The organism is Streptomyces viridosporus T7A, from assembly GCF_008704515.1.
GTDB lineage: Bacteria > Actinomycetota > Actinomycetes > Streptomycetales > Streptomycetaceae > Streptomyces > Streptomyces viridosporus.
Window position 1 is genome coordinate 5,132,600 of the sequence record NZ_CP023700.1, and the last position, 20,367, is coordinate 5,152,966.

General features: G+C 73.4%; 22 protein-coding genes. 11 read left to right on the forward strand and 11 right to left on the reverse strand.

Going from position 1 to position 20,367, the window contains the following annotated elements; translation table 11 throughout:
- Positions 1-120: 120 nt before the first annotated feature.
- Positions 121-1,029 (forward strand): YihY/virulence factor BrkB family protein, encoded by a 909-nt coding sequence (locus tag CP969_RS23890; protein WP_016824914.1) that lies wholly within the window; start codon positions 121-123, stop codon positions 1,027-1,029.
- Here the strand turns inward: CP969_RS23890 and CP969_RS23895 are convergent.
- Positions 977-2,266, reverse strand: coding sequence for a D-alanyl-D-alanine carboxypeptidase family protein (locus CP969_RS23895; protein WP_004984190.1), 1,290 nt, complete (start codon positions 2,264-2,266; stop codon positions 977-979). The two genes, CP969_RS23890 and CP969_RS23895, sit on opposite strands and share 53 nt — an antisense overlap.
- A 172-nt stretch (positions 2,267-2,438) precedes the next feature.
- On the opposite strand from CP969_RS23895, the gene CP969_RS33950 reads away from it, so the two are divergent.
- Both CP969_RS33950 and CP969_RS23900 read left to right on the forward strand, forming a co-directional pair.
- Complete coding sequence (locus tag CP969_RS33950) at positions 2,439-2,687, forward strand: SCO4848 family membrane protein (RefSeq protein WP_004984189.1); 249 nt, start codon at positions 2,439-2,441, stop codon at positions 2,685-2,687.
- Between the two features lie 24 nt (positions 2,688-2,711).
- Complete coding sequence (locus CP969_RS23900; protein ID WP_016824913.1) at positions 2,712-4,076, forward strand: metallophosphoesterase; 1,365 nt, start codon at positions 2,712-2,714, stop codon at positions 4,074-4,076.
- An 85-nt stretch (positions 4,077-4,161) separates the two neighbouring features.
- Here CP969_RS23900 and CP969_RS23905 read toward each other — a convergent pair whose 3' ends face one another.
- The 9 genes from CP969_RS23905 to CP969_RS23945 all read right to left on the reverse strand — a co-directional run bounded on the left by CP969_RS23905 (position 4,162) and on the right by CP969_RS23945 (position 11,192).
- Positions 4,162-4,941 carry a TetR/AcrR family transcriptional regulator gene (locus CP969_RS23905; protein WP_016824912.1) on the reverse strand — a complete coding sequence of 260 codons (780 nt, stop codon included), beginning with the start codon at positions 4,939-4,941 and terminating at the stop codon, positions 4,162-4,164.
- 33 nt (positions 4,942-4,974) lie between these two features.
- Positions 4,975-5,496, reverse strand: a complete 522-nt coding sequence (locus CP969_RS23910; RefSeq protein ID WP_026084932.1) for a thiol-disulfide oxidoreductase DCC family protein — start codon at positions 5,494-5,496, stop codon at positions 4,975-4,977.
- Positions 5,493-5,900, reverse strand: coding sequence for a hypothetical protein (locus CP969_RS23915; RefSeq protein WP_016824910.1), 408 nt, complete (start codon positions 5,898-5,900; stop codon positions 5,493-5,495). Before CP969_RS23915 ends, CP969_RS23910 begins: the two co-directional genes overlap by 4 nt.
- 313 nt (positions 5,901-6,213) lie before the next feature.
- Positions 6,214-6,825: a Uma2 family endonuclease gene (locus CP969_RS23920; RefSeq protein WP_016824909.1), complete on the reverse strand. Its 612-nt coding sequence runs from the start codon at positions 6,823-6,825 to the stop codon at positions 6,214-6,216.
- A 155-nt stretch (positions 6,826-6,980) separates the two neighbouring features.
- Positions 6,981-7,760 (reverse strand): succinate dehydrogenase iron-sulfur subunit, encoded by a 780-nt coding sequence (locus CP969_RS23925; RefSeq protein WP_004984178.1) that lies wholly within the window; start codon positions 7,758-7,760, stop codon positions 6,981-6,983.
- Positions 7,760-9,514, reverse strand: a complete 1,755-nt coding sequence (gene sdhA, locus CP969_RS23930; RefSeq protein WP_004984176.1) for a succinate dehydrogenase flavoprotein subunit — start codon at positions 9,512-9,514, stop codon at positions 7,760-7,762. The genes CP969_RS23925 and sdhA overlap by 1 nt, the downstream gene beginning before the upstream one ends.
- A 19-nt stretch (positions 9,515-9,533) precedes the next feature.
- Positions 9,534-10,016 carry a succinate dehydrogenase hydrophobic membrane anchor subunit gene (locus tag CP969_RS23935; protein WP_004984173.1) on the reverse strand — a complete coding sequence of 161 codons (483 nt, stop codon included), beginning with the start codon at positions 10,014-10,016 and terminating at the stop codon, positions 9,534-9,536.
- Between the two features lie 5 nt (positions 10,017-10,021).
- Positions 10,022-10,402 (reverse strand): succinate dehydrogenase, cytochrome b556 subunit, encoded by a 381-nt coding sequence (gene sdhC, locus CP969_RS23940; protein ID WP_004984170.1) that lies wholly within the window; start codon positions 10,400-10,402, stop codon positions 10,022-10,024.
- 184 nt (positions 10,403-10,586) lie between these two features.
- The gene (locus tag CP969_RS23945) at positions 10,587-11,192 is read right to left on the reverse strand and encodes a 2-oxo-4-hydroxy-4-carboxy-5-ureidoimidazoline decarboxylase (protein WP_399474641.1); all 606 of its coding nucleotides are present in this window, start codon (positions 11,190-11,192) and stop codon (positions 10,587-10,589) included.
- A gap of 253 nt (positions 11,193-11,445) precedes the next feature.
- Between CP969_RS23945 and CP969_RS23950 the strand changes: the two genes are divergently transcribed.
- The 8 genes from CP969_RS23950 (at position 11,446) to CP969_RS23985 (ending at position 19,164) form a co-directional block, all read left to right on the forward strand.
- A complete protein-coding gene (locus CP969_RS23950; protein ID WP_026084931.1) occupies positions 11,446-13,008 on the forward strand; it encodes a beta-N-acetylhexosaminidase in 1,563 nt (520 codons plus the stop codon).
- 132 nt (positions 13,009-13,140) lie between these two features.
- Positions 13,141-13,647 carry a hypothetical protein gene (locus CP969_RS23955; RefSeq protein WP_016824905.1) on the forward strand — a complete coding sequence of 169 codons (507 nt, stop codon included), beginning with the start codon at positions 13,141-13,143 and terminating at the stop codon, positions 13,645-13,647.
- A 106-nt stretch (positions 13,648-13,753) separates the two neighbouring features.
- Positions 13,754-14,368, forward strand: coding sequence for a hypothetical protein (locus CP969_RS23960; RefSeq protein ID WP_016824904.1), 615 nt, complete (start codon positions 13,754-13,756; stop codon positions 14,366-14,368).
- Between the two features lie 178 nt (positions 14,369-14,546).
- Positions 14,547-14,954: a hypothetical protein gene (locus tag CP969_RS23965; protein ID WP_039830936.1), complete on the forward strand. Its 408-nt coding sequence runs from the start codon at positions 14,547-14,549 to the stop codon at positions 14,952-14,954.
- A gap of 169 nt (positions 14,955-15,123) precedes the next feature.
- Entirely contained in the window at positions 15,124-15,741 is a 618-nt protein-coding gene (locus tag CP969_RS23970) for an RNA polymerase sigma factor (protein WP_016824902.1), read from the forward strand.
- 367 nt (positions 15,742-16,108) lie between these two features.
- On the forward strand, positions 16,109-16,918 hold the full coding sequence (locus tag CP969_RS23975; protein WP_016824900.1) for a hypothetical protein: 810 nt from the start codon (positions 16,109-16,111) through the stop codon (positions 16,916-16,918).
- 429 nt (positions 16,919-17,347) lie between these two features.
- Complete coding sequence (locus CP969_RS23980; protein WP_016824899.1) at positions 17,348-18,022, forward strand: RNA polymerase sigma factor; 675 nt, start codon at positions 17,348-17,350, stop codon at positions 18,020-18,022.
- Positions 18,022-19,164, forward strand: coding sequence for a hypothetical protein (locus CP969_RS23985; RefSeq protein WP_016824898.1), 1,143 nt, complete (start codon positions 18,022-18,024; stop codon positions 19,162-19,164). Before CP969_RS23980 ends, CP969_RS23985 begins: the two co-directional genes overlap by 1 nt.
- A gap of 308 nt (positions 19,165-19,472) precedes the next feature.
- On the opposite strand, the gene CP969_RS23990 is transcribed toward CP969_RS23985, so the two are convergent.
- Positions 19,473-20,354, reverse strand: coding sequence for a L,D-transpeptidase family protein (locus CP969_RS23990; protein ID WP_050793768.1), 882 nt, complete (start codon positions 20,352-20,354; stop codon positions 19,473-19,475).
- Positions 20,355-20,367 lie beyond the last annotated feature (13 nt).

Consider the following 20,367-nt stretch of genomic DNA (forward strand, 5'->3'; position numbering starts at 1 on the left):
CCCCGTACGGGTGCGCGCCGCGCACCCGCACGCCGTGTCCCCTGCGGCGCCCCGCCGGCGGTGCCGCGCGGTTCCGGGGGCCGGGACATGGGGCTTCCGCGGCGGGGGCAGAGTCGGGTCATGGACTGGCTGAAGAGGCTCCCGGGCGTGGGGCCGTGGATGGCGCGGCTGATGCTCACGCACGCGTGGCGGTCGTACGAGCGCCTGGACCGCGTGCACTGGACGCGGCTGGCCGCCGCGATGACGTTCACCAGCTTCGTCGCGCTGTTCCCGCTGCTCACCGTGGCCGCCGCGATCGGCGCCGCCACGCTCGGCCAGGACCGGCAGGAAACCCTCCAGGACGCGATCACCGACCAGGTGCCCGGCATCTCCGACGAGCTGAACGTCGGCGACCTGGTGCAGAACGCCGGCACCGTCGGCCTCATCGCCGGCACCGTCCTGCTGTTCACCGGCATCCGGTGGGCCGGTTCCACGCGCGAGTGCCTGCGCGCGGTGTGGGAGCTGCCCGACGAGGAGGAGAACCCCTTCCTGCGCAGGGGCAAGGACGCGGGCGTCCTCGTCGGGCTCGGCGGCGCGCTCCTGGTCACCCTGGCCGCCTCCACCGTCGCCTCCGCGCTGGTCGGCCGGATCAGCGACGCCATCGGGCTGGAGAAGGGCGGCTGGGGCGGGGTCGTCCTGCGGATCGCGGCGTTCGCCGTCGCCGTGGGCGCCGACTTCCTGCTCCTGCTGTACGTCCTGACCCTGCTGCCCGGCGTCGAGCCCACCCGGCACCGCCTGTTGGTCGCCGCGATCACCGGCGCGGTCGGCTTCGAACTGCTGAAGCTGCTGCTGAGCGGTTACATGCAGGGCGTCGCCGCGAAGAGCATGTACGGCGCCTTCGGCGTGCCGGTCGCCCTGCTGCTGTGGATCAACTTCACCGCGAAACTGGTCCTGTTCTGCGCCGCCTGGACGGCGACGCCGAGCAAGGGGGCCGGGCTCACGGACGGGAGTGGCGACGCACCAGGTCCGGCAGCGGCCAGCGGCGGTTGACCAGGAACGCGCCGCCCGCGAGCAGCACCAGCACCCCGCCGGTGATGCCCAGGGCCACCCCGATGCCGCTGGAGCCGTTCCCGGTCGTGGCACTCGCCACCGGCTTCGCCCCCGCCACGACCGTGCCGTCCCCGGCGCCCCCGGCCTCACCGGGGGAGGCGGTCGCACCCGGCCGGGCGCCCGTCCGCGCGGCGCTCCTCGGCGGTACCAGCTCGCCCACCGGTTCGACCTTGCCGGCCGCCGCGAAACCCCAGTCGAGGAGCTTCGCGGTCTCCTTGTAGACCGCGTTGCCCTTGTCCTTCTCCGGGTTCATCACGGTGACCAGCAGCACCTTGCCGTCGCGCTCGGCGACCCCGGTGAAGGTGGCGCCCGCGTTGGTGGTGTTGCCGTTCTTCACGCCCGCTATGCCCTCGTAGACGGGCACGTCGTAGGCCCCGACCAGCAGCCGGTTGGTGTTCTGGATCTCGAAGGACCCGCGGACCTCCTTGCCCTTCTTGTTCTTCTTCGTCTCGCCGGGGAACTTCACGGAGACCGTCGAGCAGTACTCCCGGAAGTCCTTCTTCTGCAGCCCGGACCGGGCGATCAGCGTCAGGTCGTACGCGGAGGACACCTGGCCCTCGGCGTCGTAGCCGTCGGGGCTGACCACGTGCGTGTCGAGGGCCTGGAGCTCCTCGGCGTGCTCGTTCATCTCCTCGACGGTCTTCTCGACGCCGCCGTTCATCGCCGACAGCACGTGCACGGCGTCGTTGCCGGACCGCAGGAAGACCCCGAGCCACAGGTCGTGGACGGTGTAGGTCTCCTCCTCCTTGATCCCGACCATGCTGGAGCCGGGGCCGACGCCGGCCATGTCGGAGACCTCCACCCGGTGCTCCGTCGACTTGGGCCACTTCGGCAGCAGCGTGTCGGCGAACAGCATCTTCAGCGTGCTCGCCGGGGCCAGCCGCCAGTGCGCGTTGTGCGCGGCCAGCACCTCGCCGGACTCGGCGTCGGCGACGATCCAGGAGCGGGCGGACAGGTCCTTCGGCAGCACCGGTGCCCCGCCCGCGAGGTCGACCTGGGTCCCCGGCAGGCCGAGCCGGGCGCCGCCCACGGTCGACATCTTCGCCGGGGGCGTGGCCGAGGGGGTGGTCGACGGCTTCGGGGCCGCGAGGGCGGCGGGCGCGGTCAGCGCGGTGGACAACAGGACGGCGGAGGCGACCAGAAGGGATCGCCGGACGGTGTTCTCGGGTGCGGGCACGGTCGGAAAGGTACATGCCACACCCGGGGGCGTCCCCTCCCGGTGCCCACCCCGGGCAAGGAACCGGACAGGTCCCGGTGATACTGGACCCATGCCGTGCTCCTCCGGGGGACATCCTCCGGACACCCGGCCGGCCGAGGGGGACCGGCGCCGCGATGAAAGGTCTGTTCTGGTGAAACTCAGCCGCCCCGTCTCCTGGTTCCTGCTCGCCTTCGGGGTGTGGAGCTGGGTCATCTGGATCACTTTCGTCAAGAACCTGGTCAAGGACGGCAGCGGGCTCGCGTTCGAGAACGGGGACCCGACGGCGTACTTCTGGGTGCACCTGCTGCTCGCCGTCGTCTCCTTCGTATTGGGGACGGTCATCGGGGGCATCGGGTTGCGCGGTCTGCGCGCACTGAGCCGGACGTCACGGACGTCCTGACCGGAAACAGGGGAACTCCGCACCGTGGCCATCGTTTTCGTACTCGTCGCGCTGCTCGTCCTGGCCGTCCTGGTGACGGGCAACTGGTACGTGTGGCGCCGACTGTTCCGGGACACCACCCGGGGTCCGGGCCCGGTGCGCCGCGCGGGCGCGGCGGTGATCGCCGGCGGCTGGGCGCTGACGGTGGCCGCCTTCGTCGTCGGGCGCAGCGACGCCCCCTTCCGGCTCCAGCAGATCCTGGCCTGGCCCGGTTACCTGTGGCTGGCCGTCTCCCTCTACCTGCTGCTGGCCGTGCTCGCGGGCGAGCTCGTACGGCCCGTGCTGCGGCGGGTCCTCGAACGGCGGGCGGGGGCGGCGCGGACGGCGGCCGAAGAGCCGGAACCGGTGCCGATACCGGCGGGAGCGGCGGCCGCCGCACCGGGTGCGCACCCGGCCGCCGCGGACCCCGCCGCCCCGGCCGGCCCCGCGACCGGGTCACCGGAGCCCGGCCGCCCCGAGGACGGGACCGGAACGCCGGACGCCGGCGTCCCGGGCGCCGAGACCTCTTCCGAGATCCCTTCCGGGCCCTCCCGCCGCCTGTTCGTCTCCCGGGTCGTCGGCGGGGCCGCCGCCGCGGCGGCCCTGGGGACCGTCGGGTACGGGACGTACGGCGTGCTGCGCGGACCGCGGGTGAAGCGGGTCACCGTGCCGCTCGCCAAGCTGCCCCGGGCCGCGCACGGTTACCGCATCGCGGTGGTCAGCGACATCCACCTGGGACCGGTCCTCGGCCGCGGCTTCGCGCAGAAGGTCGTCGACACGATCAACTCCACCCAGCCCGACCTGATCGCGGTCGTCGGCGACCTGGTGGACGGCAGCGTGAAGGACCTCGGCCCGGCCGCGGCCCCGCTGGCACAGCTGACGGCGCGTCACGGCTCCTTCTTCGTCACCGGCAACCACGAGTACTTCTCCGGTGCCGAGGAGTGGGTCGAGGAGGTGCGCCGCCTCGGCCTGCGCCCGCTGGAGAACGCCCGCACGGAACTCCCGCACTTCGACCTGGCGGGGGTGAACGACGTGGCCGGCGAGAACGAGGGACAGGGACCGGACTTCGCGCGGGCGCTCGGCGACCGGGACCGGGCCCGCGCGTGCGTGCTGCTCGCCCACCAGCCGGTGCAGATCCACGAGGCCGTCGACCACGGCGTCGACCTCCAGCTCTCCGGCCACACCCACGGCGGCCAGCTCTGGCCCGCCAACCTCCTGGCCGGCGCCGCCAACCCCACCCTCGACGGCCTGGACCGCTACGGCGACACCCAGCTCTACGTCTCCCGCGGCGCCGGCGCCTGGGGCCCGCCCACCCGGGTCGGCGCGCCGTCGGACATCACGGTGATCGAGCTGGCGTCGGCCCGGACCTGAGGGCCCGCAGGGGCGCCGCGCCCGGGACGCCCCGCCCGGTTCCGGCCCGGCGCCCCGCGCGGTCCCGGCCCGGCGGGGGCCGCGGTCAGCCGGGGTCCCCGGGGCGCTCGTCGTCGGCGGGCGCCCCCTTCTTCGCGGGGCCCTTCGCCGGGTCCGGCAGCGCCCGCGTCATCCCCGGCAGGAACTCCGTGAACAGCTCGTGGACCTCGCGCACCAGCGGCCGCAGGACCCGGAAGCGGGCCAGGGCGACGCCGCGCGCGGTGAGCCGGGCGCCCCGCTCGGCGAGCCGGTAGCTGCGTTCGCGGCCCTCGGTGCGGTCGAAGATCCAGTACAGGACGAGTCCCATCTGGGACAGCCACATCAACTCGGGCAGGACGTCCCGCAGTTCCTCGGGCACCTTGGTCTTCGTGCCGGCCAGCACCGCCCGGTGCACGCTGATCGCCTCCACCCGCGCGTGCTCCGACTCGGGGGAGAACGGGCTGAGCGGGCTGTCCGGGTCGGCGGCGTTCTTGAAGAACTGCACCGCGAACTCGTGGTACGGCGTGGCGATGTCCAGCCACGCCTTCAGCACGCCGGCCAGCCGGGCCTCCAGGTCGGTCTCCCGCTCCAGGACCTCCCGGACCGCCACCTGGTGCTCGGCGGCGATCCGGTCGTAGAAGCCCTGGATCAGGTGCTCCTTGCCCTCGAAGTAGTAGTACGCGTTGCCGACGGAGACCCCGGCCTCCTGGGCGATGGCCCGCATGGTCGTCCTGTCGTACCCGCGCTCCTGGAACAACCGCATGGCCGTCTCGAGGATCAGGGCGCGGGTCTGCTCGGACTTGCTGCGTGCGGCGCCGTCGTCGGGGCCGTCGTTCTTCACGGGCACGGAAAGAGAGCCTAACGCCAGGCGGGAGGCGTCCTACCGGGTGGCGCAGGAACCGTCCGCGCAGCCCGGCGGGGTGCGGCTCCAGCCGTGCCGCGGGTCGTAGGCCCAGCCGTCGACCCGGTGGTACGCCCGTCCGCCCCAGTCCGGCCCCCGCGCGCCGCCCTGCCGCGCCCCGCGCCACTTGGCGGCGGCCAGGACCGCGCCCCGGGCGAGCCGGGCGCCGGACGGGGTGGCCAGCCGGTGGGCCAGCGGCCGGTGCTCGCGCAGCGCCCACAGGACGGCGATCCAGGCGGCGGCGCCCCGGTAGACCTGCCCGGCGTCACCGACCACGGTGATCTCCTCCAGGGTGGCGCCGTGGTCGAGGCCGGGGAAGCGGGCCCGTGCCGCCGGTGAGCCCGCCGGGACCGGCTCCAGGGGCACCAGTTGCGGCCGGCGGACCAGCCAGTCCCGGACGAAGGTGCACAGGGAGCACTCGGCGTCGTAGAGCACGGTGAGCCGGCGGACCGGGACGCGTCGGGCGTCCCGGTCCGCGCGCGGGGCCGTCACGCCGCTCACGCCCCGGCCGAGGGGGCCACCCAGCCCTGCGGCGCGACCGGCGGCACCTGCTCCCGCTCCATCACCCCGCGCCGCCGGATCCGGTTGAGCACGTACACGTTGCCCAGGTGCATGACACCCAGCACCAGCAGGACCACGCCGAGCTTGGTCGACAGCGCCTCGAAGACGCCACGGGTGTCGGCGATCGTGTCGTCGTCGCTCAGGTACAGCGCGACGAACCCGAGGTTGACCAGGTAGAAGCCGACCACCAGCAGGCGGTTGACGGCGTCGGCGAGCTTCTCGTCGCCGCGCAGCACGTCGGCGAGGAAGACCCGCCCGTTGCTGCTGAGCGTGCGGGCCACCCAGATGGTCAGCGCGATGCTGACCAGCAGGTAGATGACGTAGGCGATGACCGTGCGGTCCATGTCCCCCAGCCTTTCTTGAACGCGTTCAAAACGCTGACAGGAAGACTGTAGGGCTTTCTTTTGAACATGTTCAACTCCATGGCGAGTGGGCCGCGTCACGGTCGGCGCCCCGACCCGGCCGAGCGCCGTCGGTGCCGTCCCGCACCGTCCTCGCCACGGGAACCGTGACCGGCGTCGACCGGTTCGTCGGTGGGGCGAGCGTCGGCGACGACCCCACCCGGCAGGACGGCGGCCCCGCAGGCCGGTCACCTGCCCCACGAGGGCGACCGGGCGCCGGCGGTGATCCCGATCCGGCCGGAGGAGCCCGCGCCCCTCAGCCGCCCGTCCGGGGCTGCCCGGCCCGGAGGACCTCGGTCACGTCCAGGGTGACCTTGGCGCCGATGGAGTCGGGGAGGGTGACGAACTGGCCGGGGGAGTGGAAACGGTGGGTGACGTACTCGTCCCCGACCGGGTCGGTCAGGACGTGGACACGCTGCTGCTTGCGGTCGACGACGACGTGGACGGGGACCTTCGCCGCGGCGTAGGCGGCGACCTTGGTCTTCAGGTCGTTCTTCCAGTTGCTGGAGGTGACCTCCGGGACGAGGCGGAAGCAGACCGGGTCGTAGCAGTTGTTCTCGACGAGGTGGTCGTCGACGTCGGAGTCCACGACCACCGGATCGGGGATCGCGTAGTCCTCGGGGTCGGTGGGCAGCCGGAGGCCGACGCCCTGGAGCACCTCGGTTCCCCCGCCGTGCGGTCCGGCCGTGACGAAGGGGAGCATCAGTGTCGTCAGGGCGCGGGCGTGGGGGCCGTCCGGTGGCGGGGACGCGAGGATCCGGCCTCCGATGATCTCGACGCGATAGCCCGGAAGGCGGTCCATGAGACGGTTCGCCTCCGCGATCAGCGGACGCTCGTCGTGGGGCCGCTCGACGGACGCTGCGGACATCGCGTGCCTCCCGGGGGCTGATGTCGAGACCATCGTCGTAGGGCGGAGGGCGCCCTCACGTCCGTCTCGGGCGCGGTCACCCGAGGGTGTGGCACACGCCAGAGGGCCCCGTCTCCGGCGGAGACGGGGCCCTCACGGACGTACGGCGACGTGCCTCAGTAGCGGCGCGTGATCAGCGCGCGCTTCACTTCCGCGATCGCCTTGGTGACCTCGATGCCGCGCGGGCAGGCGTCCGTGCAGTTGAAGGTCGTGCGGCAGCGCCACACGCCGTCACGGTCGTTGAGGATCTCCAGGCGCTGCTCGCCGGCCTCGTCACGCGAGTCGAAGATGAAGCGGTGCGCGTTGACGATCGCGGCCGGGCCGAAGTACTGGCCGTCGTTCCAGAACACCGGGCACGAGGTCGTGCAGGCGGCGCACAGGATGCACTTGGTCGTGTCGTCGAAGCGCTCGCGGTCCTCGGCGGACTGCAGCCGCTCGCGCGTCGGCTCGTTGGTGTCCTTCGTGATCAGGAAGGGCATCACGTCCCGGTACGCCTGGAAGAACGGCTCCATGTCCACGACCAGGTCCTTCAGGACCGTCAGGCCCTTTATGGCCTCGATCGTGATCGGCTTCTCGGGGTTGATGTCCTTGATCAGCGTCTTGCACGCCAGGCGGTTCTTGCCGTTGATCCGCATGGCGTCGGAGCCGCAGATGCCGTGGGCGCAGGAGCGGCGGAAGGTCAGCGTGCCGTCCAGCTCCCACTTGATCTTGTGCAGACCGTCGAGGACGCGCTCCTTGGGGTCGATCTCCAGCTGGAAGTCTTCCCAGGTCGCCTCCGCCGAGACCTCCGGGTTGAACCGGCGGATCCGGAAGGTGACGGTGATGTAGGGGGAGTCGGCGAAGCCGGGCTCGGGCGATCCGGCCGCGTCCGCCTTGTCCAGAACAGGGGTAGCCATCAGTACTTACGCTCCATCGGCTGGTAGCGGGTCTGGACGACCGGCTTGTAGTCCAGACGGACGGTCTCGGAGCCGTCGGCGCCGACCTCGCGGTACGCCATGGTGTGGCGCATGAAGTTGACGTCGTCGCGGTTCGGGTAGTCCTCGCGGTAGTGACCGCCGCGGGACTCCTTGCGGGCCAGCGCGGAGACGGCCATGACCTCGGCCAGGTCGAGCAGGTTGCCCAGCTCGATGGCCTCCAGCAGGTCGGTGTTGAACCGCTTGCCCTTGTCCTGGATGGCGACGTTCTTGTAGCGCTCGCGCAGCTCGGCGATCTTCTCGACCGCCGTCTTGATCGTCTGCTCGGTGCGGAACACCATGACGTTGGCGTCCATGGTGTCCTGCAGCTCCTTGCGGAGCTGGGCCACCCGCTCGCCGCCGGTGGAGGTGCGCAGCCGCTCGATCTGCTCGACGACGAAGGACTCCGGGGCCTCCGGCAGCTCGACGAAGTCGGCGGTCTGCGAGTACTCCGCCGCCGCGATGCCCGCGCGCTTGCCGAAGACGTTGATGTCCAGCAGCGAGTTGGTGCCCAGGCGGTTGGCGCCGTGCACGGACACGCAGGCGACCTCGCCGGCCGCGTACAGGCCCGGCACGACGGTGGTGTTGTCCGCCAGGACCTCGCCCATCACGTTGGTCGGGATGCCGCCCATGGCGTAGTGCGCGGTCGGCTGGATCGGGATCGGGTCCGTGTAGGGCTCGATGCCGAGGTAGGTCCGCGCGAACTCCGTGATGTCGGGCAGCTTGGCGTCCAGCTGCTCCGGCGGGAGGTGGGTCAGGTCCAGGTAGACGTGGTCGCCCTCGGGGCCGCAGCCGCGGCCCTCGCGGATCTCCGTGTAGATGGAGCGCGAGACGACGTCGCGGGAGGCGAGGTCCTTCATGACCGGCGCGTACTTCTCCATGAAGCGCTCGCCGTCCTTGTTGCGCAGGATGCCGCCCTCACCGCGGGCACCCTCGGTGAGCAGGATGCCCATGCGCCAGATGCCGGTCGGGTGGAACTGGAAGAACTCCATGTCCTCCAGCGGCAGGCCCCGGCGGTACACGGCGGCCTGGCCGTCACCGGTCAGGGTGTGCGCGTTGGACGTCACCTTGAAGAACTTGCCGCAGCCGCCGGAGGCGTAGATCACGGCCTTCGCCTGGAAGACGTGGATCTCGCCGGTGGCCAGCTCGTAGGCCACCACACCGGCCGACTTCTTGACGCCGTCGACCTCGGTGATGAGCTGGTCCAGGACGTAGAACTCGTTGAAGAACTCCACGCCCTCCTTGACGCAGTTCTGGTACAGCGTCTGGAGGATCATGTGACCGGTGCGGTCGGCCGCGTAGCAGGAGCGGCGGACCGGGGCCTCGCCGTGGTTGCGGCTGTGGCCGCCGAAGCGGCGCTGGTCGATGGTGCCGTCCGGGGTCCGGTTGAACGGCAGGCCCATCTTCTCCAGGTCGAGGACGGAGTCGATGGCCTCCTTCGCCAGGATCTCGGCGGCGTCCTGGTCGACCAGGTAGTCACCGCCCTTGACCGTGTCGAAGGTGTGCCACTCCCAGTTGTCCTCCTCCACGTTGGCCAGCGCGGCGGCCATGCCGCCCTGCGCGGCGCCCGTGTGGGAGCGGGTGGGGTAGAGCTTGGTCAGGACGGCGGTGCGGCTGCGCTTCGTCGACTCGATGGCCGCGCGCATGCCCGCGCCGCCGGCGCCGACGATGACGGTGTCGTACTTGTGGATCTTCATGATTCTCGCAGCCCCGTGCCTAGCGGATGTTCGGGTCGAAGGTGAAGATCACCAGCGTGCCCAGCAGGATGGTGAACACCGTGGCGGTGTAGAGCAGGCCCTTGAGCCACAGCCGGGTGTTCGGCCGTTCCGCGTAGTCGTTGATGACGGTACGCAGGCCGTTCGCGCCGTGCAGCATCGCGAGCCACAGCATCAGCAGGTCCCAGACCTGCCAGAACGGCGAGGCCCAGCGGCCCGCCACGAAGGCGAAGCCGATCTTGGAGACACCGCCGTCCAGGACGAGCTGGATCAGCAGGTGGCCGATGACCAGCACGACCAGCACGACGCCGGACAGGCGCATGAACAGCCAGGCGGCCAGCTCGAAGTTGCCCCGGGTGGTCTTCGGGGTCTTCTTGGTGCGCTTGCGCGGGGGCTCGATGACCGGCGCCGGGTTGTCCACGGAGTGGAGGGAGGCGCCCTCGACGGGGCCGATGCCCGAGGCGGAGGTTTCAGTGGTGGACATGGGCGTCAGCTCCCGAACACTTCACGAGCGGCGTGACCGAGGACGGGGTAGATCGCCCCGAGCATCAGCACGACCCATACGGCGACGACGGTCCAGAGCATCTGCTTCTGGTAACGCGCGCCCTTGATCCAGAAGTCGACGGCGATGACACGCAGGCCGTTGAGCGCATGGAAGAGGATGGCGGCGACGAGGCCGTACTCCAGCAGCGCGACGATCGGCGTCTTGTACGTGGCCACGACCTGGTCGTAGGCCTCCGGGGACACCCGCACGAGGGCGGTGTCCAGCACGTGAACGAACAGGAAGAAGAAAATGAGGACGCCGGTGACTCGGTGAGCCACCCAGGACCACATTCCTTCCCGGCCGCGGTACAGCGTTCCAGCCGGCACGGAAGTTTCCTCCGGGAGCGGTGATTGGGGCCGCGCCGGCTTTCCTTGTCGGCCGGGCCCGGCCGGGTACGGTCCACCGGCCCCCAGCATCGTAGCCAGGTGCGTCTGCGGCGCTCACAGCGGGGCTACCGGTGCGAGCGAACTTGCACTCGAAGGGGTGCGGACACGGCTCTTCCCGCGGTTCTCACGGGGAGGGGCGCGGGTATTCGCCCTGGTTGTCGGGTTCGTCGGGTGGGGAGAGCCGGTGATCGGCCGCCCCGTCCGACAGGAGGGCGGTCAGCCGGCCCCTCGCCAGGCGCCGGAGTTCCTCCGCCGCCACCGGGCGCTCCTCCTCCGGATCGTTGGCCAATCGTGACCGGATGCCTTCGAGTACGTGGTCCAGGACGGCGTCCGGCTTCAGGCCGTCGAGGCAGATGACGAACACATGTCCGAACTTGGCCTCGTAGGCGGCGTACGCCGCGTTCAGGGCCGTGTGGGCGGCCGCGTACGTGTCCGCCGGCAGGGCGGGCAGGGCTTCCGCCGTCAGGGCCCGGGCCAGTTCCGCCGCGGTCAGGTCGTACGCCGCCTCGTCGGAGGCGGCCAGCAGGGACGTCAGGTCGGGATAGGGGCGGTGGCCGGCCATGAGCAGGGCCCAGTGGGGGCTGTCCAGGCAGGTCAGCAGGGTGCGCCGGGCCTCCTCGGCGGGGGCGGCGTTGAAGTGCTCCAGCGGGGACGGGGGGCCGGGTCTACCGCGGGACTGTCCGGGTATGACGAATCGGCCGGGGAGGTCGGGGAGGCGGTGCGCAGGCAGCGTGAGTCCTCAGTGGGCGTCGCGTGTGTGTTCGGTGGCAGAAGGTGTGAGAGATGTGACGACACGTTACCGAGTGAGTCCATGACATGTCCGGGCGATGCCCCCGATTCACTCGGACGGCAGAGTTTCGGAACGGCCTGTCGACGCCCCTCACTCGTTCGGGTCGTAGGTTGGCGGGGTGAGTCGGCACAGGCAGCACAGGCAGTACGGGAGTCGGGCAGCGGCGCGGGCGGCGAGGCGGCGGCGGAACGCGCTGGTCGCGGCGGTCGCCGCGGGCACGCTGGTGACCGGGGCCGGGGTGGGCCTCGGGCTCTGGGCGGCCTCGGACGGCGACGGCCCGGCGGACTCGACGACGGCACCGGAGGCGAGCCCGAGCCCCAGCCGGTCCTACCCCCTGTCCCGGGCGCCGCGCACCATCCCCGCCGTCCGCGAGCACACCGCCGAGCGCGGCCCCGGCTGGCGCCCCGAGCGGACCCACCGGGTGGTCGTGAGCGACGGCGCGCTGGCCGACGAGGGGCGCCTGATAGCCGGCGAGCTGGGGCTGGCGTACGCCGGTGAGAAGGACGACGAGCGGGACGGGGACCTGCGGCTGGTGCTGAACCGCGACGCGGGCGCGAACCCCGAGTCGTACACGATGACCGTGCGGGGCGGACGGGTGACCGTCAGCGGCCCCGGCGAGGCGGGCGTGTTCTACGGCACCCGCACGCTCAAGCAGGAGATACGCGGCGCCGGGGCCGCCCCCGAGGGCGTGGTGCGCGACGAGCCCGCCAAGCAGCGGCGCGGGCTGATGCTGGACACCGCGCGCAAGCACTTCACCGCCGACTGGATCGAGGACCGGATCCGCGAACTCGGCGACCTGAAGTTCAACGAGCTCGGCCTGCACTTCTCCGACGACCAGGGCTTCCGCATCGAGTCCGACTCGCACCCGGAGATCGTGTCGCGGGAGCACCTGACCAAGGCCCAGGTCAAGAAGATCGTCGACCTGGCGGCGAGCCGGCACATCACCGTCGTCCCCGAGATCGACTCGCCCGGACACCTCGGCGCGGTCATCGCCGCCCACCCGGACCTCCAGCTGCGCGACGTGAACGGCCGCGTCGTGCGCGGCGCGATCGACATCTCCAAGGCCGAGTCCGCCGAGATCGTGGACGACCTGCTGAACGAGTACGCCGGTCTCTTCCCCGGCGGACGGTGGCACCTCGGCGGCGACGAGTACCAGGCGCTGGTGGTGTCCGACCCCGAGGCGTCGTTCCCGGGCCTCGCCGCCGCCGCGCGGAAGAAGCACGGCCCCGGCGCGACCGTGGCGGACCTGGCCACCGGCTGGCTCAACGACCGGGCCGTCACCGTCCGCGCCCACGACCGCACGCCCCGCGCCTGGAACGACGGCTTCTTCCGGGACACGTCGGTGCGGGTCGCGAAGGACGTCGAGGTCGCCTACTGGACCGGCAAGGAGATCGGGGCCCGGCAGCCCGTCGAGTACCTGGAGGAGGGCCGCGAGGTCGTCAACTACAACGACGAGTTCCTCTACTACGTGCTCGGGGAGCCGCAGACCTTCGTCTATCCGACGGGGGAGCGGATCTACGAGCAGTGGACGCCGCGGGTGCTGCGCGGCACCACCGCCGTCCCGTCCCGGTACGACGACCGGATCCTCGGCGGCTCCTTCGCCGTCTGGTGCGACCTGGCCGGCTCCCAGACCGCGGAGCAGGTCGCGTCCGGGATCCGGCTGCCGCTGCGGGCGACCGTCCAGAAGCTGTGGGACCCGAGGGAGCCGGAACTGACCTGGGAGGAGTTCCGGAACCTGGCGGACGAGCTGGACTGACCCGCGGGTCCCCCGCCGGGGCACGGGGGCGGATTGCCGCATACGCCTGCGCACCGCCGTGCCGCTGTGGTGGTGTTCCGGTGGGACGGGCCGGGACACCGGCGAGCAGCGGAACCGGGGGAGCAGCGGCACATGGGCTACTGGGGCTATTTCGTCGTGGGCCGTGGGGAGCGGCCGCTCGCCGGGCTGGACGCGCTGGCCGGGGCCGCCCCGGGCATGACCCCGCGCACCTCGGCACCGGGCGGATGGCAGGTCTGGGAGTACCCGGGCGGCGAGGGCGACGTCGGGAACATGAACGACCTCGCCCGGGAGACCGGCGCGCCCGCGCTGTTCGGATACGTCATGGGCAGCGACTGCGCGGTGGTGGAGGCGGCCGCGCCGGAGAGCGGGGCGTGGACGACCTGCCTGGCCCGGACCGCGATGGCCGGGTACCTCGGTGGGCAGCAGGAGGGGCTCACCCTGGAGGACTACTTCCTGGAGCCCGCTGACGCCGCCGACCGCGCCGTCCTCTGGGCCGGGGAGGCCGGGCACACCGTGTCCGCCGAGGAGCTGCTCGAGGTGCTGACCGCCGACCCCGACCCCTTGGCCGAAAACCTCTTCTTCCGCTTGCTGGACCGGCTCGGCGTGGTGCCCCTGTGACATTCCCGGGCCGTCGCACGCAGTAAGGGGAAATGCGGGTTCCGTGAGGGAAGTGGCCGGTGAAGGGCCTCTTCGGGGCCTGCGGGACCCGCCGAGGGAGGCGTGGATGAGCCTGGTGGAACTGATCGCACAGGCCGACGAGCGCGGTCTGGCCGTGAGCGGGTTGGCTTGTTTGGATCGGTGCGTGCCCTTGCTGGGCGGTGACGACGAGGTGCTGCGGCCCCTGTGGGCGAGCCTCGCGGAGGGCGCCGGCCCCGATGACTGGGCCGGGCGGCTGGAGGAGGTGCGCGGCAAGCTGGGCGCGGCGGCGGACGGAGACGGGGACGGGGACGAGGCCGTGGCGCTCGCGCGCCGGATGCTCACCACCGCGCCCGCCCGGCGGTCCGCCGCCGAGCTGCGGCCGTGGGCCGACGCCTGCTCCGTCGCCGCGCTGCGCATCCACCGGCTCCTGGACGGCGCCGCGGCCCGGGACGACGACGCGGACCAGGTCGGGGGCCTTCCCCGGGCCCTCCACGCGGCCCGGGCGGGGGAGAGCCCGGCCGGGGGCCGTACGGAGGGCGTGTCGCCGCTCGTCGCGGCGGAACTGCGCCGCCAGGTCGCGGTCCTGGAGCGGCTGTCCGCCCACGGCCCGACGGGCCTGCGCGGGGCGCTGGAGGTGGCGACGGAGGGGCGGCGGGTGCTGCGCGCCGCGGTGTCCCGGCGCAGCCGCAGGAAGGACTGAGGCCGTCCCGCCCCGCGGCGGCGCCCCGTCGCACGGCGGCGCCCCGCCGCTGTGACGGTCCCGGGGTGGAGCCGGGGCGGAGTCGGGGCGGTTCTGCACCGGTTGCGGGAAGCCGCGGGAACCGGGTGACGAAACGCTTCACCGGCACGCTCTTGAAGGTGTGACGACTGCGACGACTGTGACGACACAGCAGGGAACCAGGCCCTCGGCCGCGGCGAAGCCGGTGCGGTGGGCGGCGGACGCGGTGGCGGCGATGCGCGAAGGGGCACGGCTGCGCCTCGACTACTCGGCGCGCAGTCTGTGGAGCGTCGACCGCATGATCGAGGAGATACGCCGGGAGGGGGCCCCGTACGCCGCCGTGAAAGTGGTGCTGCGCGGATTCGGCGCCTACACCGGTGAGGTGATCGTCCGCCAGACCGGCGGCGAGTGGTGGACCACGGGCGGCGACCACTGGATCCGCACCCCCGACGGCCGCCTCTGGGACCCGATCGAGGAAGCGGTCCGCTGCTACACGGGCGACGGGTCCCTGCGGCTGCTGTGCCGGGACGCGTCGGGCGGAGGGCCGTACCCCCGGGACGGTGCCTGACGGCGCGTCACGGCGCCGGTGCCCCGCCCCGCGCGCGTCGCACGGGCCGCTGACGAGCTGTGACATTTTCGTGGGGCCCGACGCTGATGACCGTGGGAGGCGTGGGCATCACCGGACGCGCTCACGCCGAGCGGAGGCGCTACGCGCTCGGTACGGACGAGGACGGTTCTTGGGCCACGGAGGGGAACCCCGCCGCGCACAGGCGTACGACGGGGAACTGGGCGCGGCCGTCGCGCGGGCCCAGGAAGGGGACGAGGCCGCCTTCGCCGTGGCCTACCGGCTGGTGCACCCCGCACTGCTCGCCTACGTGCGCGGGCTGGTCGGGGACGACGCCGAGGACGTGATGTCCGACGCCTGGCTGGAGATAGCCCGTGACCTGGGTCGGTTCAAGGGCGAGGGAGCCGGGTTCCGGGGCTGGACGGCGACCATCGCCCGGCACCGGGCACTGGACCACCTGCGCCGGCAGCGGGTACGGCCCCGGCCGTCGGCCCTGGAGCAGGACGTGCTGGAGCTGCCCGGTCCGCAGAGCACCCACGACCAGGCCATGGAGGCCCTGTCCACCGAACACGCCCTGGCGCTGGTCGGCGAGCTGCCGCGGGACCAGGCCGAGGCCGTGCTGCTGCGGGTGGTCGTCGGCCTCGACGGCCCCGCCGCCGCCCGTGTCCTCGGCAAGCGGCCCGGGGCGGTCCGGACGGCCGCGTACCGGGGGCTGAAACGCCTGGCCGAACGGCTGAGCGCCGAGAGTGTGACGGAAGAGGCGCCGCGGACGCTGGGTGAGTCGACATGAACGGCGGCCGGGACGGCGGACACGGCGCGCGGGGCGACGACGCCCCGCGCGGGCGGGCCGGCCCGGTGGCCCGCGCCGGACCGTCCGGACCGGCGGACTGAACGGGCCGGCGGACTGAACGGGCCAGCGGACTGAACGGGCCGGACGCGCGGCACGTATGCCTCGGTCCGGGCAGGACCGCCCGCCCGGGTGGACCGCACGGGCCCGGTGGGCCGGCGGGGTGGAGCGAGCAGGGACGGGAACGGACATGGGTGAACGGCAGAGCGACGGCGGGCCGGCCGGCCGCCGGCGTGGGCACCCTGGGGGCGCGCCGCCCGGACACAGGACGGCCGGGCGGCGTGACCCCGCCACCGGCCGGAGCCCCGTCGTGGACGCCCCCGCCCTCGAGTCGCTGCTCGCCGCCGCGCTGGTCCGGGACTCCGTCGACGCCGGCGCCGAGCAACGGGCCGTCGCCGCGTTCCGGGCCGCCCGGGAGGCGGGCGGGCACGGTGCGCGCACCCGGCGCCGGGACGACTGGCGGCCCCGCCGCCGGGGTCTCGGGAGCCGCCCCGTGAAGGCCGTGCTCTCCGTCCTGCTCGGCGGCCTCGCCCTCGGCGGGGTCGCGGTCGCCGGGATCGGCGTGCCGGGACCGGTCACGGACCGCCCCGCGCAGGACCACGGGCGCACCTCCGCCCCGCCCGCCACGCCCCGTCCGTCCACCGGGGGACCCATCGGGGAACCTGCCGGGGGGTCCCCCGGTCCGGGGTCCGCCTCCGTCTCCGCCTCCGCCGTCCCGGACCGCCCTGCCGCGGCCGGGGACACCGAGGCGCACTGCCGCGCCTACGAGCGGGTCGCGGGGCGCGGCGCGGCGCTGGACGCGACGGCCTGGAAGCGGCTCACGGCGGCCGCGGGCGGCGAGGCGAAGGTCGACGCGTACTGCGCCGGGCAGCGGGAACGAGCCACGGCCGGGACACGGCCCGGCGGCTCCCCGGCACCGGGGAAGGGCACCGGTGGGGCCGGCCGGGCCGGGAACGGCTCCTCCGGCGACGCGCGCGACGGCACCCCGGGCGGCGCCCGGGGCGACGGCACCTCCGGTGCGGGTGGGTCCGCCGGCGCCCCCGGCGGCTCCGGTGCGGCGGAGAGCGGCTCGGGCAGCCGTCGGGGCGAGCCCGCCCAGCCGGGCGCCGACCGTTCGTGACGTTCTGACGTGCCCCTGTGAACAGGGGGAACACGGGATTCCGCGCCGACCGGCGCCCTCGTGCCGCAAAGGTCCGCGGGGACGGCCTCGCGACGCTGCCGCCAAGGCAACGGCCGGGGCCGCCACCCCCCACAGGAGAGGCCCCGGCCGTCGCGCGGCACGGGCCGCGCGGCGACCCGTACTCCCTACAGCGCCGAGCGGGCTTTTTCTGTCACACCTTGCTGTGTCACGGGTTAGTTGCATCTTGGACGGACGTGGACGGAGACAGGTTTCAGGTCGTAACGTGCCTTTCGCGCCAGGCCGTGGAGGACAAACGACCACAACAACCACCGGCGGCCTAGAGACGGCAACGACCAACCGAGGAACCACGACGGCGAGGGCCCGGTCCGCGAGAGCGGCGCCGGCCGAGGCCGCAGAAGGGCGCACGCGGTGCTGGGGGACGACGCGGAGCTGACCGCCGCGGTGCGTGCGGCACAGGACGGGGACGAGACCGCGTTCCGGACTGTGTACCGCGCCGTGCACCCGCGGCTGCTGGGATACGTACGGACACTCGTCGGCGAGCCCGACGCCGAGGACGTGACGTCCGAGGCGTGGCTGCAGATCGCCCGTGACCTGGGGCGGTTCACCGGTGACGCGGACCGGTTCCGCGGCTGGGCCGCCCGGATCGCCCGCAACCGCGCGCTGGACCACATACGCATGCGGGGGCGCCGCCCCGCGATCGGCGGCGACGAGACCGAGCTCACCGGGCGGGCCGCCGAGTCCGACACCGCGGGCGAGGCCATCGAGGCACTGGCCACCGACGGCGCCTTCTCCCTCATCGGCCGGCTGCCGCAGGACCAGGCCGAGGCCGTCGTGCTGCGCGTGGTCGTGGGGCTCGACGCGAAGACCGCCGCCGAGACGCTGGGCAAACGCCCGGGCGCCGTGCGGACGGCCGCGCACCGCGGCCTGAAACGGCTGGCCGAGCTGCTCGGTGACGATCCGGAGGGTCATCCGGAATCCGCCGGGGTGCTCGACGCTCTTCCGCCCCAGAGAGAACCACGCCGTCGTACGGTGACGTCCGCGAGTGTGACGCAGATGCGAGCGAGGACGCAGAAGGACATGTGATGGCCGACGAGCAGGACAGGTGGCTGGACCGCGAGACGGCGGAGCGTCTGCTGAGCGGAGAACCACCCGGAACTGCCGATCCCGCCGCTCGCGCACGGGCCGAACGGCTCGCCAGGACGCTCGGCGCGCTTTCCGCCCCCCTCCCGTCGACCGGCGGGGAACTCCCCGGCGAGGCCGCCGCCCTGGCCGCCTTCCGGGCCGCGCGCGAAGGACGCGCAGAGGGGGCCGCTCCGGACGCGGACACCGGCCGCCCCACCGGAAGCCGGCCCTCCGACGTCGGGCTGATCCGGCTCGGCTCCCCGCACGGCGATCGTTCCGGAACCACCGGCGGGTCCCGCTGGACGCGCCCCCTGCGCTTCGGGCTGGCCGCCGCGCTGGCGGCCGGCGTGGTCGGCGGCGCCGCGACCCTGGCCGGAACCGGAGTCCTGCCGACCTCGTCCGGCGGCTCCGGGGCCGATCCGGACGCCTCCGTCACCGCCGCCGACCTGCCTTCCGGACACCCCCTGCCGTCACCCCCGCCGAAGACGGCCACGTCCGGTGGGACCGTGCCCGAGAGCGGCACGGGCCGGGGCTCCCGGGGTGCCGCTCAGGACGGGCCGGGCGCGCGGGAGGACGAGGACGCGTCCGGGTCGGGGAAGCCGGGCCCGGACGCCGGTGACTTCGCGGCCCGCTCCGGGCGCGGCTGGAAGCAGATCGCCTCGGCCTGCCGGGACCTCCGGGACGGCAAAGGGCTGGGCGGCGACCGCAAGCGCCTCGTCGAGGGCGCGGCGGGCGGCTCCTCCCGCGTCGACACGTACTGCGCGGACGTCCTGGCCGCCATCGGCACCGGTCCCACGGCCGGGAAGCGCGCCGACGGCGAGGCCCACCGGGGCAAGGGCGACGGCAACGGTGGCGGCAAGGGCAACGGCGACAGTGGTGGGGACAAGGGCAAGGGCAAGGGCAACGGCAGCACCGGCGGCCACGGCGAAACGAAGGGCGAGGCCGGCGGGAGCGGCGGGCAGACCGGGAAGAGCGACAAGAGCGACAAGAACGACAAGGGCGACAAGGGCGGGGAGAAAGGCCGGAAGGGCAAGGGCGGCGCGGGCGGAGGCAACGGAAAAGCCGCGGAGGGCGGCGGGAACGGCAAGGACCGCGAGGGGTGAGGACGGCGGTGACGGTGGTGACGGCGGTCGTGCCGCCACCCCGGGACACCGGCCGGATCCGCTCTCCGAGCGCCCCTGACCTGCGATGTTGTCGTCCCGTGGATTTTCCTCGCCGCCGGGTGTGACGTTTTCGGCCCTCGTGACGCAGTAATGAGTGAGCCGACTGGTCATCGGCTGTCGCACGGAGCCGGGGTTCCCCCCGTACCCACGGCTCGTGCACTCCGGCGCGGGCGGGACACGTTCCCCCGGTCCCGCCCGCGCCCCCACACCCCTCCCCGTGCCGGGACCCCGTCCCGTCCCCGCGCGTCTCACCAGTGCACGACGACCTTGTCGCCGTCGCGCACCTGCGCGTACAGCCGGGCGATCGCCGCCTCGTCCCGCACGTTGACGCAGCCGTGCGAGGAACCGGCGTAACCGCGTGCGGCGAAGTCGGCCGAGAAGTGCACGGCCTGTCCGCCGCTGAAGAACATGGCGTACGGCATGGGCGAGTCGTAGAGCGTGGACACGTGGTGCCGGGACTTCCAGTAGATGCGGAAGACACCCTCCCGGGTCGGGGTGTACTCCGAGCCGAAGCGGACGGGCATCGTCGACACCGTCCGCCCGTCCACCATCCAGCGGAGGGTGCGGCTCGACTTGCTGATGCACAGCACGCGCCCGGTCCTGCAGCGCGCGTCCGGGGCGTCGGCCGGCTGGCCGCCCATCAGGTAGAGCTCCCACCGGCCCGGTTCGCGGGTCATCCCGAGCAGCCGCTGCCAGGTGACGGTGTCGGTCCTGCCGGTCCGCGGCAGCCCGCGCTTGCCCTGGAAGCCCTTCACCGCCTCCTCCGTCGGCCCGTCGTACGTCCCGGTGGGCCCGTGGAAGAGCCAGGCGGCCTGGCGCAGCCGCGCCTGGAGTTCGCGGACGTCGCGGCCGGAGTCGCCGGGGGACCACAGCACGCGCGGCGGTTGCCGCGCCGGGGCGGTGCCGGGCCGGTCGTCACCGGCACCGGGTGAACCCCTGCCGTCGCCGTCCGGGGCACGGGACGCCGTCGGCGTCCCGCCCGGCAGCTCGATGCGCACCGGCGGCCCGCCGCTGCCGTCCCCGTCGGCGGGCTGCACCGTGCAGCCCGCCGCACAGCCCGCCAGGACGGTCAGTGCCGCCAGGGCGACGCGTGACCTCCCCCCGCCCGCCCCGCGCCCGCAAGCCCTCATGCCCCTGCTCCGC